The organism is Streptomyces sp. SN-593 (assembly GCF_016756395.1).
In the GTDB taxonomy this organism is placed as follows: Bacteria; Actinomycetota; Actinomycetes; order Streptomycetales; family Streptomycetaceae; genus Actinacidiphila; species Actinacidiphila reveromycinica.
In genome coordinates, this window is sequence record NZ_AP018365.1 from 2834214 (window position 1) to 2850384 (window position 16171).

14 protein-coding genes, 1 tRNA gene and 1 riboswitch are annotated in these 16171 nt (G+C 73.5%); of the genes, 7 read left to right on the forward strand and 8 right to left on the reverse strand.

All coding sequences use genetic code 11. The features are described 5' to 3' along the window. Positions 1-107: 107 nt before the first annotated feature. Positions 108-183 (forward strand) — tRNA-Arg (locus tag RVR_RS11630). Positions 184-424: 241 nt separating this feature from the next. Here the strand turns inward: RVR_RS11630 and RVR_RS11635 are convergent. Next, positions 425-1417, reverse strand: coding sequence for a 4,5-dihydroxyphthalate decarboxylase (locus tag RVR_RS11635; protein WP_237404692.1), 993 nt, complete (start codon positions 1415-1417; stop codon positions 425-427). Between the two features lie 129 nt (positions 1418-1546). Between RVR_RS11635 and RVR_RS11640 the strand changes: the two genes are divergently transcribed. Together RVR_RS11640 and RVR_RS11645 are read left to right on the forward strand one after the other, a co-directional pair. Next, positions 1547-2164, forward strand: a complete 618-nt coding sequence (locus tag RVR_RS11640; protein ID WP_202233779.1) for a TetR/AcrR family transcriptional regulator — start codon at positions 1547-1549, stop codon at positions 2162-2164. A gap of 210 nt (positions 2165-2374) precedes the next feature. After that, positions 2375-3115, forward strand: a complete 741-nt coding sequence (locus RVR_RS11645) for a dienelactone hydrolase family protein (protein WP_202233780.1) — start codon at positions 2375-2377, stop codon at positions 3113-3115. A 153-nt stretch (positions 3116-3268) separates the two neighbouring features. On the opposite strand, the gene RVR_RS11650 is transcribed toward RVR_RS11645, so the two are convergent. The 5 genes from RVR_RS11650 to RVR_RS11670 form a co-directional block, all read right to left on the reverse strand. Further along, positions 3269-5488, reverse strand: coding sequence for a heavy metal translocating P-type ATPase (locus RVR_RS11650; RefSeq protein WP_237405291.1), 2220 nt, complete (start codon positions 5486-5488; stop codon positions 3269-3271). Between the two features lie 143 nt (positions 5489-5631). Next, the gene (locus RVR_RS11655; RefSeq protein WP_202233782.1) at positions 5632-5919 is read right to left on the reverse strand and encodes a hypothetical protein; all 288 of its coding nucleotides are present in this window, start codon (positions 5917-5919) and stop codon (positions 5632-5634) included. A 141-nt stretch (positions 5920-6060) separates the two neighbouring features. Then, positions 6061-6576 carry a copper chaperone PCu(A)C gene (locus tag RVR_RS11660; protein WP_202233783.1) on the reverse strand — a complete coding sequence of 172 codons (516 nt, stop codon included), beginning with the start codon at positions 6574-6576 and terminating at the stop codon, positions 6061-6063. 577 nt (positions 6577-7153) lie between these two features. Beyond that, complete coding sequence (locus RVR_RS11665) at positions 7154-7768, reverse strand: sigma-70 family RNA polymerase sigma factor (RefSeq protein ID WP_202233784.1); 615 nt, start codon at positions 7766-7768, stop codon at positions 7154-7156. Positions 7769-8144: 376 nt separating this feature from the next. Then, positions 8145-8843 carry a hypothetical protein gene (locus tag RVR_RS11670; RefSeq protein ID WP_202233785.1) on the reverse strand — a complete coding sequence of 233 codons (699 nt, stop codon included), beginning with the start codon at positions 8841-8843 and terminating at the stop codon, positions 8145-8147. Between the two features lie 111 nt (positions 8844-8954). Then, positions 8955-9150, forward strand: a riboswitch (cobalamin riboswitch). 33 nt (positions 9151-9183) lie between these two features. Here RVR_RS11670 and nicT point away from each other — a divergent pair. Then, entirely contained in the window at positions 9184-10335 is a 1152-nt protein-coding gene (gene nicT / locus RVR_RS11675; protein WP_202233786.1) for a Nickel transporter NicT, read from the forward strand. Positions 10336-10348: 13 nt separating this feature from the next. On the opposite strand, the gene RVR_RS11680 is transcribed toward nicT, so the two are convergent. After that, a complete protein-coding gene (locus RVR_RS11680; RefSeq protein WP_202233787.1) occupies positions 10349-11143 on the reverse strand; it encodes an alpha/beta fold hydrolase in 795 nt (264 codons plus the stop codon). Between the two features lie 282 nt (positions 11144-11425). Continuing rightward, positions 11426-12508, reverse strand: a complete 1083-nt coding sequence (locus RVR_RS11685; RefSeq protein WP_202233788.1) for a phospholipase D-like domain-containing protein — start codon at positions 12506-12508, stop codon at positions 11426-11428. Between the two features lie 470 nt (positions 12509-12978). Between RVR_RS11685 and RVR_RS11690 the strand changes: the two genes are divergently transcribed. The 3 genes from RVR_RS11690 to RVR_RS11700 all read left to right on the forward strand — a co-directional run bounded on the left by RVR_RS11690 (position 12979) and on the right by RVR_RS11700 (position 16159). Then, positions 12979-13932, forward strand: coding sequence for a SigB/SigF/SigG family RNA polymerase sigma factor (locus tag RVR_RS11690; protein WP_202233789.1), 954 nt, complete (start codon positions 12979-12981; stop codon positions 13930-13932). Positions 13933-14240: 308 nt separating this feature from the next. After that, positions 14241-14732: a MarR family transcriptional regulator gene (locus tag RVR_RS11695; protein ID WP_202233790.1), complete on the forward strand. Its 492-nt coding sequence runs from the start codon at positions 14241-14243 to the stop codon at positions 14730-14732. Between the two features lie 536 nt (positions 14733-15268). After that, positions 15269-16159 carry an SIS domain-containing protein gene (locus RVR_RS11700; protein ID WP_202233791.1) on the forward strand — a complete coding sequence of 297 codons (891 nt, stop codon included), beginning with the start codon at positions 15269-15271 and terminating at the stop codon, positions 16157-16159. Positions 16160-16171 lie beyond the last annotated feature (12 nt).

Genomic DNA, 16171 nt, shown 5'->3' on the forward strand with positions numbered 1-16171 from the left:
GTCACGCGGGTGAAGCATGCGGCAGCGGGCATCTGTCGCCCTATCCTTGACCCCGGTACGAGGTCACGGAACCACCCAGGGGCGGAGACAGCCGCGGCCACTGTCCGGCCCCCGTAGCTCAGTGGATAGAGCAGGTGCCTTCTAAGCACTTGGCCGCAGGTTCGAGTCCTGCCGGGGGCACCACACCGGATCACCGCCAGCGATGATCGCCGGTCATCTCATCCTTCTTTTTCGCCTTTGCGATGATATCCGCCCTGGTGAACCGTTGCCTCAGGTGGCTGATTTCAGCCCCTGAAGCGACTGTTGCCGGGGTTGTCCGGGATGCGTCCCGCCTCGGACCGTGGCAGGGCGCGACCCCGCCCGCGCCACCACACCGGGCCCCCGGTCACCCCGGTCGTCCTGCCCTCCCGGCAGGGCCGTTCCGTCAGGTGTCGAGGAGCTCCGGCACGAAGACGTCCTCGCACGTGAGCCGCCGCTTGGACAGGCCCTGTTCGTGGTGGTAGCGCAGGAAGGTGTCGAGGGCCGTCCGGTTCGCGGTGATCCCGTACGGCCACCAGTCGTCGCCCAGCAGTCGGCGGTTGCGCTCGAACAATGCGCTGAACCAGGGGGTGATGAGGCCCATGTGCTGCTTGGTGGCACCCTCGCGGTAGGCGCGGGCGGCGAGCTCCTTGGCCTGGACGAAGGCGTCGTACACCGCCCGGGCCAGGCCACGCCGGCGCGCCCACTCGCGGCGGATCGCGACGACGTGCATCGGGGGGAAGATCCCGGTGCGGCGGTAGTAGTCCCGCTCCACGGCCTCGTAATCGGGGAACAGGCGGGCGACCTTCGGCGAGCCGTCGAGCAGCGCCTGGGGCACGTCCACGGAGATCAGCGCGTCGATCTCGCCGGCCGCGAGCATGGCGCCAAGGGTCCGGCCGTCCTCCGCGTGGCGCACGTCGACGCCGTCCGGGACCGGCTGCGGGATCCAGTCGAAGGAGGGGACGGGGTGGTTGGTGCCGCCGATCACCCAGTGGCAGCGGTCCGGGGTGACGCCGTACTCGTCGGCCAGGACGCCCTTCATCCACACCCCCGGGTCGTGGCCGTAGAGCGCGAACTCGCCGATGGTCCGGCCGGCCAGGTCCTGCGGTTTCTCGATCCCGCTGTCCGTGTTCACGAAGACCGCCGAGTGGCGGAAGTTGCGGTTGGGCAGGATCGGCAGCGCCAGGAAGGGGGAGTCGTCGAGGTCGAAGGTGCGCAGGAAGTAGGTGAGGCCGAGCTCGGCCACGTCGTGATGCCCCTCCACGACGCGGCGGAAGATGTCGGACACCAGGGGGGCGGTCTCGAAGGACGCGTCCACCCCGTCGATCTCGACGCGGCCGTCGAGCAGGGCCTCGGTGTGTTCGTAGGCGTGGACGCCGACGCTCAGGGTCGGGTTCATCAGCAGGTCTCCCCTTCGGGGGGTTCGTCGGACGGGGGTCGCTTCCGTGAATGAACGTTCGCTTTAATGGTGATCCCGGCACAGCCGGGGCGTCAAGATGAATGACCATTCACGTTGGAAGGGGTCGCCATGCCGCGCCTCACCGCCGAGCGCCGCGAGGCCAAGCGCGCCGAGATCGTCGCCGCGGCCCGCCGCTGCTTCTCCCGCGAGGGCTTCCACCAGACCTCGATGCCGGACATCGCCGCCGAGGCAGGGGTCTCGGCGGGGGCGCCCTACCGCTACTTCGCCAGCAAGGAGGAGATCATCCTCGCCATCGCGGGAGACGCGTTCCGGTTGATCTTCGAACCGGTCGAGCGACTGGCCGACGGCACCGACGCCCCCACCCTCGGCGAGTTGGTCGCCGCCGCGCTCGGCACGATCAGCGGCGAGACCGTACGGGACGCCGCGGGGCACCCGGTCGACGTCGACGAACTCCTGCGCTGCGCCGTGCAGACGTGGTCGGAGGCGCTGCGCAGCGACGAGGTGCGCGGCCCGGCCGCGGAGGGCTTCGAGCGGGTACGGGCCAGCATCGCCGGAGCGCTGGACCGCGGCCGGGCCGCGGGCACGGTCCCCGCCACCCTCGACCCCGACCGTGGCGCCCGGGTGGTGATGGGGCTGCTGCACGGCTTCCTGCTCCAGCGGGTGGCCTTCGGGCTCACCGACACGGCCGGCCTCGCGGCCGACCTGCACGCCGGGCTGATCATGTGACCGAGCCGGGGGCAGGAGGACCCCGCCAAAACCCGTTGGCGTACGGGGCGGCCCCGCTGCTACGTTTCCGGAGGCCGTGCGAGAGACCGAGGAGGTGGTACCCGTGAACGCAGTATCGACATGGGTGCTCCCCTCCGGGGTCACGGTCGGGCGGTAGGTGGACAGGTCGCCCGGGAGCGCCGTTCCGGTGTCCTCCCGAAAGGCACGACCATGCACATCACTTCGCAACAGCGCCTCGACGACGGCGTCGACGAGAGTCGGTTCACCCTCGGCGACATCCCCGGCATCCTGTGGACGCCCGCGTCGGCGTCCGCGTCCGTACCGGCCCCGCTGATCCTGCTCGGCCACCCTCCCCTCGGCCTGCGCGCGATGTACCCCCGGCTGGCGGCCCGTGCCCGGCACGCCGCGGCGGACGGCTTCGCCACGGCCACCATCGAACTCCCCGGCAGCGGGGACCGGCCCCGCTGGCCCGCCGTCGAGCAGGCCCGCGGTGACCTGCGCCGGGCGATGGAGGCCGGCGAACCGGTCGGCGACGAGATCGTCGACGCCCTCGTCCTCCCGCTGGTCGACAAGGCCGTTCCGGAATGGCAGGCCGCCCTGGACGCCCTGCTGTCACTGCCCGGGATCGCCGGACCGGTCGGGTACTCGGGCGGGGTCATCTCCGTCGGCGTCCGGCTGGCGGTGGTCGAGCCGCGCGTGTCGGCCGCCGTCCTGTTCGCCGGGAGTCTGGTGCCGCGCGCCACGTTCGAGGAGGCGCGAAGGGTCACCATCCCCCTGCACGTCCTGCTGCAGTGGGACGACGAGGGGAACGACCGGCAGGCATCCCTGGACCTGTTCGACGCCTTCGGTTCCGAGGAGAAGTCCCTGCACGCCCACCTCGGCGGGCACACCGGCGTGCCGCAGCACGCGGGGGACGCCGCGTCCCGGTTCCTCGTCCGGCATCTGAGGTAGGTCCCGCCGGCCCGCCGTTCGGTCCGACCGCCCCACCGCCCCACCACTGGCAACGGCGGCGCTCGGCCGAGGTGTCGGGGCGGGCGGACCGTACGGGTCCCGGCCGCCCCTCCGGTGCGGGCGATGCCCTCCCGGCCGACGGTGCGGCCGCCCTCAGGCTCGGTGGCCGCCCGCCGCACCCGGTCGGCGGCCACCGCTGCGGGCGGCGGGCGGGGCCGGGTTCCACGACCGCAACCGGAGGCTGTTGCCGACGACCAGCAGCGAACTGGCCGACATCGCCACGGCCGCCGGCATCGGGTCGAGCCAGCCGGTCGCGGCGAGCGGGAGGGTCACGGCATTGTAGGCGAACGCCCAGGTCAGGTTGGCGCGAATGGTGCCACGGGTGCGGCGCGCGAGGCGTACGGCGTCGGCGACGGCGTGCAGGTCGGCGCGTACCAGGGTGATGTCGGCGGCGGCCGCCGCGGCGGCGGTGCCGTCGCCCAGCGCGATCCCGAGGTCGGCACGCGCCAGCGCGGCCGCGTCGTTGACGCCGTCGCCGATGAACGCGACCCTGCGGCCCTCGGCGCGCAGCCTGGCCACGAGTTCGGCCTTGCCGTCGGGCGAACACCCGGCGTGGACCCGGGAGATGTCGAGGTGCTCGGCGACCGCGCGGACCGGACCGGGACGGTCGCCGCTGGCCAGGACCGGGTGCACCCCGAGCCGCCGCAGGTGGTCCACGGCCCGGTAGGCGTCGGGCCGCAGGACGTCACCGATCTCGACGACGGCCTCGGGGGTGCCGTCGACGGTGACCTGGACGCAGGTGCGCGCCGCGCGCTCGGCGGAGGCGACCGCCTCGGCCAGGGCGCCGGTCAGCCGGGGTTCGGGGGTGCCGACGGCGACGCGGTGTCCGTCCACCACGCCGGCCACGCCGGAGCCCGGCGTCGCGTGGAAGCCGGTGACGGGCGGCAGCGGCGTGTCCCGGCCGGCGCGTGCGTACGCCGAAAGCGCCCGGCCCAGCGGGTGCTCGGAGCCGTGCTCCACCGCACCGGCCAGCCGCAGCGCCTCCTGCACACCGATGCCGCCCGCCCGCGCGCTCACCCCGGCCACGGTCATCCGGCCGGTGGTGAGGGTGCCGGTCTTGTCCAGTACCACGGTGTCGATGTTCTGGAGCGACTCCAGCGCGCGGGCCCCGCCGACGAGGACACCCATCCGCGCGCCGCGCCCGGTCGCGGCCAGGAGCGCGGTCGGGGTGGCCAGGCCGAGCGCGCACGGGCACGCGACCACCAGGACCGCGACGCAGGCGGTGACCGCCGCCTGCGCGTCGGCGCCGGCACCCAGCCAGAACCCCAGGACCGCGACCGCGACGGCCAGCACCGCCGGGACGAACACCCCGGCGACGGCGTCGGCGAGGCGCTGCGCGCGGGCCTTGTCGGCCTGCGCGTCGGCGACCATCCGCGCGATCCGGGCCAGGCGCGTGTCGGCACCGACCGCCGTGGCGCGCACCAGCAGCAGCCCGCCCGCGTTGACCGCGCCGCCCACCGCCTCCGCGCCCGCCCCGACCTCGACCGGCTCGCTCTCACCGGTGATCAGGGACAGGTCCAGGGCGGAGACGCCCTCGACCACGGTGCCGTCGGTGGCGACGCGTTCACCGGGCCGCACCACGAACTCCTGCCCCACCCGCAGTTGCTGCAAGGGCACGGTGTGCTCGCCGGCCTCGTCGCGGACGGTTGCCTCCGCCACGGTGAGCCCTGCCAGGGCGGTCAGCGCGCTCCCGGTGGCGCGGCGGGCCCTGCCCTCCAGCAGCCGCCCGGCGAGCACCGCCAGCGGCACGCTGACCGCGCCTTCGAGGTAGACGTGCGTGCCCTCGTGGAGCATCGGCATCAAGGTGAACGGCATCCGGTAGTCGCCGCCGCCGGCGCCGCCCCACAGCAGCGCGTACGTCGACCAGCCCAGCGAGGCGGCCACGCCCAGCGAGACCAGGGTGTCCATGGTCGCGGTGGCGTGCCGCAGCCCCCGCAGCATGCGGGCGTGGAAGGGCCAGGCGCCCCAGGTCGCCACCGGCACCGCGAGCACGAAGCAGAGCCACTGCCAGCCGGCGAACTGCCAGGGCGGCACCATCGACAGGGCCAGGACCGGCAACGCTCCCGCCGCGACCAGCGCCACGCGCGACACCTCGTCGCGGCCCGCACCGGAGTCCGCCGCCGGTTCCGGCTCGCCCCTCAGCACCGAGGCTCCGTAGCCGGCCGCCTCGACGACACCCACCAACTCCTCGGGGGTGACGCTCCCGGGATGGCTGACCCGGGCGGTGTTCGTGGCCAGGTTGACGGTGGCGCGCACGCCCTCCAGCCGCGCGAGCCGCTTCTCCACCCGGCTGACGCACGCGGCGCAGGTCATGCCGGTGACGGCCAGGTCGGTCACGGCCGCGGTGCCTTTCGTGGTCGGGGTGATCGGGGTGGCCAGCGTGGTCGGGGTGGCCGCCGCCCCGGACTCCTGGGCTCCGGACTCCCGGACTGAGGTGGCTCCGCCCTGGTCCGTGCTCATCGCATCCCCGCCATGCCGTGCCCGCCGTCGTCCCCGCCCGAGCCGTCCGCCGCCGAGCCCCCGCCCATGGAACCGCCTCCCATGGAACCGGGAACGCCCACCGGGGCGGGGTGCATGCGCGGGTTGACCGGCCCGGCCGCCCGCCCGACCGACCAGGCGACGGCGAAGACGGCCACGAGGGCGACCAGGAAGGCAGCCAGCACCGCCCCCGGCGGTACTGGTCGGGACGGGGGAGCGGCGGAACCGGCGGAGGCGGTCGTCGGGACCGCCGATGTGGTGGGCACGGGAACTCCAGGAGAGGGGCGTGGGAACGTGCGGGATGACGCCGGGGAAGCCCCCTCCCGGAAGTCCCCCGGGGCAAGGCCCGTTCACGGGACGGAGGATTCGCGGGAGGCGGATTCGTGGTCGAAGGAGCCGACTTCCGGTCAGTCGCCGGGCCGGACGACGACGGCGTCCGTGGTGACCGTGCCGCTCCCGGTGAACTCCAGGGTCAGCCGGACATGTTGGCCGAGGCTCAGGTGCGGCGGGTCCGGCACCATGAGGTCGACGGTCTCGGGGGCCATCGTGAGCGCCTGGCCGGGACCGATCGTCACACCGTTCAACACCTCCATGTGGCCGGCGTGCGCGACGACCACCGTACGGGCGGGCATCGCCGCGCCCCACGGGGTACGCGCCCCGGTCAGCGTGTCGGCCGACCCGCCGCTGTTGCGCAGGTTCACGAACGCGGCCGTCGCGTCCGGCGACATCGGCAGCAGGATTCGCGCCCCACTGACGCGCATCACGGCGTCCGGAGCGCCCGCCGCACCGGACGCGGCGTACACCGCCAGCGCGAACAGCGCGAGCGCGGCGGCGCCGAGCGGAACGGCCGCGCCACGCAGGAGCGGTACGACCCGGCGGAGGGTGCGGGAGGCGCGCGCGGGCGCGCCGGGGCGGTACGTCACGTTCCAGTAGTCGGACCCGGCCCCGGTGGAGTTCCCGGCCGTTTCCCTTCACTTCCGCGCCGCCCGCGTGGCCGGCGGACCCGATCCCCCGCGACCACCGCGACGACCAGCCGGAGCGCCACGGCGACGACAGCTCCCACGGCCACTCCCCCGAACACCCCGGCCGAGCCGGCCAGACGGCCGCCGAGCCAGCCGTACCCGCCGGCCAGCACCGCAGTGCCGGCGAGCGTCAACGCCCGACCTCGCAGGTCACGTTCCCGCACGTCCCGTTCCCGCCGTTCCCATTCCCGCCGTTCCCGGCCCCGCCGGCCCCGACGGCCCCGACGGCGCCGGCACCGACGCCGTCCCGACGCGACCGGCTCCTCCCACGGCCAGAGGGGTTCCCCCGCCGCCGGGCGGCGTGACGGGGTGAACCGCCCGCCCGACCGGCGCGTCACCTTCGCGGAACCTGTCCGCCGGGCATCTCGCACCCCATACCGCCTCTCTCGTCGATCGGTTGCCCGTTGCGTGCCCGCGGGCAGGTGGGGGCGGGCCGCCAGGTCGGCGGCCCGCCCGTCGTCGGGACGCGGCGGAACCGTCAGGCCGCCGCGGCCGCCGCCTCGGGTTCGTCGGCGGCGACCAGCAGTGCGTGGACGTCCGCCCGGGCCCGCGCCACACGGGAGCGGACGGTGCCCACGGGGCACCCGGTGCGGGCGGCCGCTTCGGCGTACGGCAACTCCAGGAGCTGGGTGAGCACGAACGCCTCCCGGCGCCCGCGGTCCACCGTGCTCAGCAGGTCCAACAGGGCGACGCCCTCGTCGAAGCCGGGTCCGTGGGCGGGTTGCGCCCGCTCGGCCGCCTCCAGCCAGTCGTCCGTTGCCGACGTCCGGGGCCGCGCCGCGTCGTAGCGGTAGCGGTCGACCACCACACGGCGGGCGATGGACAGCAGCCAGGTGCGGGCGCAGGAGCGCCCGGCGAACCGCGGCAGGCCGGACAGCGCCCGCAGGTACGTCTCCTGGGTGAGGTCGTCGGCCCCGGAGAAGTCAGCGGTCAGGTGGGCGACGAAGCGCCGGACGTCGGCGCGGGTGGCCCGGACGAAGTGTTCGATCGCCTCCTCGTCGCCGCGGCCGGCGGCCAGGGCCCAGGCGGTCACCTGGGCGTCGTCACGTGCGACCGGCGGCCGGTCGCCCCGGGGGTTCCGGGCAGGGGTCATGTTCTCGGGTCCTTCGCTCGTGCGGGACCGGCCGTGATCACGGCACGCGGTCCCGCCGACGGGCGGCCCGCCCTTCGCGCGCGCCGCGGTCGTCGGACGCGGGACGTCGCGCACGGGACGTCGTACACGGAGGCGTCGTACACGGGGTGCCGTACACGGCGGCGTGCACGCGCTGGTGAGGACGCGCGGACCGGTGAAGGCGTACGCACACGAACGCGCTGACGCGGCGGCGTGGTGCCGGGCAGGCCGACGGGATCAGGGTCCGGTACGGTCCACGCGGTGCCGGGGCGGCGCGAAGCCGGCCGCGGGGGCAGCGGGACATACCGGCGCTGCGGCCGTCGGAGCGGCCGGACAACCGGCCGGTGGCGGGCGCCTGTCAGATCAGGACGACGAGCGGCGGCGGCCCGCGCCGCACCACCGCGTGCCTCAGCAGCACCTCGGCGGGCCGCAGAGGCGGCACGGTGCCGGCCCGCACGCGCGGCAGCGGCGGCAGCGTGATCCCGCACACCGCCAGGACGTACCGCAGCGGAGCGGCCAGTACCCAGGCCAGCGAGCGGATCATCCGGTGGAGGGCGACCTCGCCCCGCCACATCCACAGGCCGCACACCAGGGCGGCAGCGGCGTGCAGCAGGAGCATGCCCGGGGACCACTCGTGCATGGCCATGCCGCCGCCCGGCCCCGCCATGGACCCGGTGCCGCCCGGGCCCGGCGCGGCCATCCCCATGCCCGGCATGAACGGCATTGAAGGCATGGAAGGCATGGGGGGCATGGAGGACGTGGCGGGCATCGCCGGGTCGGGCACGGCCGAGGGAGCGGCGCCGACCCACTGCCCGAGCAGGAAGACGCAGTGGAGCCCCAACTGCGTGGCCAGGCTGCCGCCGAGGATCACCGGCGCGCCGCGCCGCCTCCCGAAGGCCCACCACGCGAGGGCGGTGACCCCGGCGAACGCGTACAGCAGAGCCCAGACCGGGACCCCGGCGCCGGACATCATCGCGTGGCCGAGGCCGCTCATCGCCGTGCACACGGCCGCGAACACGGCTGAGCGCACAAGGCGGAGGGCGGGCATCCGGGCCATGGCGACATCGTGCCAGCCGTCGGCGCCCGTGACGTCACCGGGGCACGCGGTCCCGACCGCCGCGCGCACCGGGCCCGTTGAGACCCCGTTGCAGTCGGCTGACGTGTGCATCTACGCTGGCCGGGCCGTGGTGCTCGGGAAACCGGTGGGAAACCGGTGCGGCCCTCGCCACTGTGATCGGGAAGTCACCGTGCTCGTTCCGCCCCGCAGGGGGTGGACGCCACTGGCCGTTTCGGCGGCTGGGAAGGCGGAGGACGGCGACGTCGGACCCGTAAGCCAGGAGACCGGCCACGGCACGCACGACGAACTGTCCACGAGGTGCTGGAGAGGCTGCCCCGGTATGACCCTGCCCGAAAACCCGCCGTCGCCCGCCGGACCGCCCGCGGGGACGCCCTCCCCCGGGCCCGTCGCCCACCGATTCGCACGCGCCGACTGGATACGCACCGGCGTGCTGCTGGCCGCGATCGCCGCCCTGCACGCCGCGGCGTTCGCCATCCTGGTGATGATGGTCGCGCCGCACCACTACACCGTCGGCAAGCAGGCGTTCGGCGTCGGGCTGGGGGTCACGGCCTACACCCTCGGCATGCGGCACGCCTTCGACGCCGACCACATCGCCGCGATCGACAACACCACGCGCAAGCTGATGGCCGACGGGCAGCGCCCCGTCTCGGTCGGCTTCTGGTTCGCCCTCGGCCACTCCTCGATCGTCGTCGCCATGGCCGGCATGATCGCCGGCGGCGCCAAGATCGCCGGCACCCTGATGAACGAGGACTCCGAGACGCACGTCACCCTCGGCGTCATCAGCACCAGCGTCTCGGGGACTTTCCTCTACCTCATCGCCGCCCTCAACCTCGTCGCCCTGCTGGGCATCTACCGGGTGTTCAAGGAGATGCGCGCGGGCAACTTCGACGAGCACGAGCTGGAGAAGCACCTGGACAGCCGGGGCTTCATGAACCGCCTGCTCGGCCGACTCACCAAGTCGATCCGCCACCCCGGCCAGATGTACCCGGTCGGCGTCCTGTTCGGCCTCGGCTTCGACACCGCCACCGAGGTCACCCTCATGGTGATGGCGGGTTCCGGCGCCGCCTCCGGCCTGCCCTGGTACGCGGTGCTGTGCCTGCCGCTGCTGTTCGCCGCCGGCATGAGCCTGTTCGACACCCTCGACGGCACCTTCATGAACTTCGCGTACCACTGGGCGTTCTCCAACCCGGTCCGCAAGGTCTACTACAACCTCACGATCACCGGCCTGTCCATCGCCGTGGCCTTCGTCATCGGCACCATCGAACTCGTCGGCGTCCTGCACGACAACGCCGGCTTCACCAACGGCGCCACCGACTGGATCTCCGGTATCAGCCTGGACAACGTCGGCTACGTCATCGTCGGCCTGTTCGTCGTGGTCTGGGCCTGCGCCCTGGCCTACTGGCGGTTCGCGAAGGTCGAGCGCCGCTGGGGCGCCGCGGCACGCGCCGGCTCGGGCGGGATGTCGTCCTAGTCCCGCGGGGCCGTCACCGGGCGAGGAAGTCGATCACCGCCGGCAGCGCCTCGGGGTCCTGGAACGGGAAGATGTGCCCGCCCTCGAAGACCCGCAACTCGGCGCCCGGTATCGCCCGGGCCACCGCCTCGCTGTTGGCGACCGGCGCGATGCCGTCGTAGCGCCCGGCGGCGACCAGCGTCGGGCAGGTGACGGCCGGGAGCCGGTCGTACACGTCGTGCGCGGCGCGGGCCCGGAGTTGGAGTTCCTCTCCCAGCCGCACCGCGGCCGGCTTGCCGGCCGCCAGCCGCCCGCGCATCGACTCGACCACCGCGCGGTCGCCGGGGCGGGAGGCCAGCCACTCCGCGGTGAAGCGGGTGTCAAGGATGCCCGCGTACCGGGCCTGCCGCTCCTCCAGAGGGAGTTCGCCCAGCGTGTGCAGCGGGTACGAGGAGCCGCCGGGTCCCCCGGACGAGGTGCACAGCAGCGCCATCCGCTCGATCCGTTCCGGCCGGGTGACGGCCAGTTCCTGGGCGACCATCCCGCCGAAGCTGATCCCGAACACGCGGAAGGACGGCCAGCCGAGGTGGTCGGCGAGCGCCGCCGCGTCCGCGGCGAGGTCGGCCATGGCGTACGGCCCGGAGGCGGCCGCGGACCGGCCGATGCCGCGCTGGTCGAAGGCGGCGACCTCGAAGCGGCCGGCCAGGCGCAGGAGCAGGGGGGCGGCCTCGACGAGCGTCCCGCCGGACCCGTTGAGGAACAGCAAACGCGGTCCCGTGCCCGTCACCTGGTAGGTGAGGGCGGTTCCGTCGAGGTCGGCGGTGGCCATCCGATCAGCTCCTTGTCCGGTGCGTCCGCTTGCACGTCGTACCGCGCCGCGTGGTGTCGCGCCGCGCCGCGCCGTAGCGTGTCGCGCCGTACCGTGTCGATCCGCGGTGCTCGGGAATTCTCGCGCACGGCGGGGTCGCGCGGGGCGCGCGAGCGGTATCCGGCGGGCGGGCGGCCCTCCCGCCCGGCCGCCCGCGACGCCGTTCGGGAGTGCCGCCACAGGAGGGGGTCGCTACGGGATGCGGCCGCTGTGGGAGGGGTCGGCAGCCTGCGGCCCGCCGGATCAGGACCAGGCGGTGCCGCCCGCGTAGTCGGAGGCGAGTGCCGTGTTGATCCCGGAGATGATCGGCGCCGAGGTGGTGATGAAGCCCAACTCGCGGTTCTTGTTGAGCGAGGCGCTGGAGAAGTTCTGCGAGCCGACGTCGACCGTGGCGGCGCTGGTGCCGTAGTCCGCGACGATCGCCTTCGCGTGGATGTAGAGCGACGCGGTGTAGGCGTAGGTGCGCACGTGGACGCCGGCGGCGGTGAGGGCGTCGAACTCGTCGGCGTACTCGTTGTCGTCGTTGGTCATGGTGACCTCGACGTTCACCCCGCGCTTGGCGGCGTTCTCCAACGCGGTGGTGACGGTCGCGTAGCCCATCTCCTCGTTCTCCACCGAGAGGCTGGCGGTGGCGCCGTTGATGATCGCCAGGATCTTCGACTGGGCGTCGGTGGGGCTCCACACCAGGTGGTCGCCGTCGGTGGGGGTGATGGCGGTGCCGGCGTAGTCGGCCGCGAACACCTTCTCTATCGCCTTGACGTCGAGGGAGTTGTTCTCGATGACGGCGAAGTCACGGCTGGTGGAGTAGTACTGGCTGGTCAGATTGCCGCTCATGATGGCGGTGGTGGCGTCGTCCACCGTGAGGGTCTTCTGGTGGGTGGCGGCGTAGGTGGTGGAGGCCCAGTGGGTCGGCACGCCGTTGGCGTTGAGGTAGGTGTACGCCGCGGTGTTGTTCGACTTCTCCAGGTTCTGGTCCAGGATCACCCGGACCGTCACCCCGCGGGCCGCCGCGGCGGCGAGGTCGTGCTCGGCGGTGGTGTCGGTGAGTTCGTACATCGTGAGGTCGATGCTGGTCGTCGCCGAGCCGATCAGGTCGTAGATCGCGCCGTAGCCGGCCGACGGTTCCGTGACCAGGGTGTAGGTGACGGCGGAGGGAGTGACGGCGGAGGGGGAGCCCGCGTCGGAGGTGGTGGCGGTGGTGGAACCGGACGTGGCGGGACCGGACGTAGCCGGACCGGACGTGGCCGCTCCGGCGGTACCGGCGGTGCCCGCGATCAGGGCAGCGGCGGCGAGCAGGCAGGCGGGACGGATGTACGGGCGGGACATGCGCACCTCGTGGGATCGTCCGACATGACATGTACAGGACATCACGAGATCGACCGGGGATCATCACAGCCCTGGCGAAATCCTGGACTCGGCTTGGCAAAGTCCCCCACCCCGAACCCCCGCCCCCACAGATCCCCACTGCCCGACTCGCACCCCTCCAGTCCCGTGCGCACAGCACCGTCACCAAGTCTTCGACGAAACCACCCCGTACACAGCGGCGCCGAGCCCGGCACCGGGGCGACGGGGACGCGCCCCTGATCCCGATCCACCACGGCGCGCGAGCCCCGGCGCGACAGCCCACCCCGCAAGGCGGCCGCGCGATCGCATCTCCGAGATCGTCGCGGATTTGATGATTTGAACCGTTTGCGATGGTTTGCCGGATTCGTGACCGGGCACACCCCATTCGGCCCCTCCCCCGGCCGTGACCGACCGTAGCGCCGTGGGGTCGCAGCGCGAGGAGCTGGTGACAGATGGCATCTTCCGTGTCCGTGTCCGCGTCCGGTCCGATACCCGCACGCACCTCCCACCGGGGCAGGCATCCCCACGACGACGCCCCCGACACCGCCGAGGCATTCCGCCGTCTGGCCCGCCTTCCGGACGGCGCCCCCAAGGAACGGCTGCGCCAGGAGATCGCCACCGACTGGCTGCCGATGGCGCACCGCCTGGCCGGCCGGTACCGCAACCGCGGCGAGTCGCTGGACGACCTGCGCCAGGTGGCCGCCCTCGGCCTGGTCAAGGCGGTGACCCGGTACGATCCGGACCGCGGCACCGCTTTCGAGAGCTACGCGGTGCCGACCATCGACGGCGAGATCAAGCGGCACTTCCGCGACTGCATGTGGTCGGTACACGTGCCGCGCCGGGTGCAACTGCTCAGGGCGCGGGTCCGCGCCGCGCACCAGGAACTGGCCCAGAGCCGGCCGGGCCGGGAGCCCACCGCACAGGAGATCGCCGAGCACGCCGGCCTCACGGAGGAGGAGGCCGCCGCGGGACTGGAGGCGCTGGAGAGCTTCAGCTCGCTGTCGCTGGACGCCCAGTGCCGGCAGCCGCTGGACACCGGACCCATGTCCCTGGCCGACACGCTGGGCGCCCCCGACCCGGCGCTCGACGTCGTGCTGGACCGCGAGGCGGTCAAACCGCAACTGTGCCGCCTCCCCGAACGCGAACGCCAGATCCTCTACCTGCGCTTCTTCCGCGGAATGACGCAGAGCATGATCGCCGACCAGCTCGGCATATCCCAGATGCACGTGTCCCGGCTGATCAGCCGGTCCTGCTCGGCGATCCGCGCGGAGGTGGTCGGGGCCGAGCACGCGGTGGACGCCCTCGAACGCGGCACCGCCGCCCCCGCCGGCTCGCACGCCGCGCCCGTCCGCGATCACCCGCAGGCTCCGGACACCGCCTCCCCCGCGCACCGCCGTGCGGCCTGAGGGCACTCCCCCAGGCCCGCTCGGGCGGACGGCCCCGGCCGCCCGGGCCACCCCTGCCGCATCCCCCGCCCCTGCTCTTCACCTGCGCATCCTCCTTTCCCCCACCCGAACTCCCCTGGGCGGGAACAGGCATGCTTTTGCCCGAAAGGGCTACGAGGGTGAACAGGCGGTGTGAGAAAGTGAGCGCCTGAGCTGCCCCCGGCAGGCTTCGAGCACCTGCCGGCACCGCGCTCGCCGCCGGGGGCGAACGCGCAGGCAGCCATGGGCCACCCCGGCGAGCAGGCAAACGATGCGAGGGATCGTTGCGTATGGACTCCACACTGTCCGGGGCGACTTCGACAGCCCGACGCCGCAGACGGCTGACGAACCACATCAAGGAGCACGTACGGGGCCTGAACGCGCAACTGACACTGCTCAACCACCAGATCGGCGCACACCTGGACCTCCGGGACGCCGACCTCGAGTGCCTTGACCTGGTCAGCCGGCACGGTCCGCTGGGCCCGACGGCGCTCGCCCGGCGCGCGGGGCTGCACCCGGCCACGCTCACCGGCGTGCTGGACCGGCTGGAACGCGGCGGCTGGGTGGTGCGCACCCCGAACCCGAGCGACCGCCGGGCGATACTCGTCCAGGTGATCAAGGAGAAGGAAGCCGAGATCGGCTACCTCCTGTCCGGCCTCAACCACGCCATGGACGACGTGTGCGCGGGATACGACGACGACGAACTGACAACGATCGCCGACTTCCTGCTCCGCAGCGTCAAGGCAGGGGAGATCGCCACCGACGAGCTCTCCGAGGGCTGACCCGCCCGCCCGCCTCACCGGCCCGGCCCCCGCGCCCCAGCTCCACCACCCACGGCGCGGCGGCCGGGCCGCGCGCTTTCCGGTGCCCTTGCGCACCCCGCGGCCACCTGCGGCCAACGGCCCTCCTGCCGCCACGCGTTCCACCTTCCGCGTCGCCAACACCCTCTGTCGCCAGGCCACTCGACCAGCGGCACTCCGCCAGGCGTCCGGCCGCGGCCTCCTCCACGCCGTCGCGCTATGCCCTCCGCCAGGTGACGAACCCCCGCCCGCTCCGCAAAGCCTCCCCTCCTCCCGCGCCTCCCGGTGGGCCTCCGCATGCCCCGCCGCCGCCATCCGTCGAACCCGCCGCGACTCACCGGCGGCTCCGCCGCAGACGGGAGGGCGAACCCTCTCGCTTCCGACACGACAGCCCCCAGATGCACACTCTTGTTCATTACTCGCTCTTTTCAAGCAGAATCAATCATCTACACTGACCGCAGAACGCGCACGACACCCGCTCGCGCACCACAGCGCACGGCTCATCCCGAGGAGACCGCATGGCCGCCCCGTCCCTGACCACCACCGAGATCACGACCCAGCCCGACTGCTGGCAGCGCGCGGTCGAGCTCGCCCCGGAGCAGTCCGGGAAGCTGCCCGCCCGCGGTGAGCGGGTCGCGGTCATCGGCTGCGGCACCTCGTGGTTCATGGCGCAGTCCTACGCCACCCTGCGCGAGAGCGCCGGGCACGGCGAGACCGACGCCTTCGCCGCCTCCGAGTTCCCGCTCGGCCGCAGCTACGACCGCGTGCTCGCGATCACCCGCTCCGGCACGACCACCGAGGTCCTCAGGGCCTGCGAGCAGTTGCTCGGCTCCACCCCGGTCACCGCCATCACCGCCGACCCGAAGACGCCGGTGATGCAGGCGGCGGACGAGATCATCGTCCTCGACTTCGCCGACGAGCAGTCCGTGGTGCAGACCCGCTTCGCCACGACCGTGCTGGCCCTGCTCCGCGCCCACCTCGGCGAGGACCTGACCACCGCGATCGCCGACGCCCGCACCGCCGTAAGCGACGAGCTGGCCCCCGAGGCGCTCTCGGCCGAGCAGATCACCTTCCTCGGCACCGGCTGGACCTACGGACTGGCCCAGGAGGCCGCGCTGAAGATGCGGGAGGCCGCCGGCGCCTGGACCGAGGCATACCCGGCCATGGAGTACCGCCACGGCCCGATCAGCATCACCGGCCCCGGTCGCGTGGCCTGGTCCTTCGGCCCGCTGCCGGAAGGTCTGGCCGGGAACATCGCCGCGGTCGGCGGCCACCTCGAGCACCGGCCCACGGTCGACCCGCTCGCCGACCTGGTGCGCGCCCAGCGCCTCGCCGTCGCGATCGCCGAGGCGAAGGGCTACGACCCGGACCGCCCGCGCAACCTGACCCGGTCGGTCATCCTCGCCTGATTTCCACCGCCT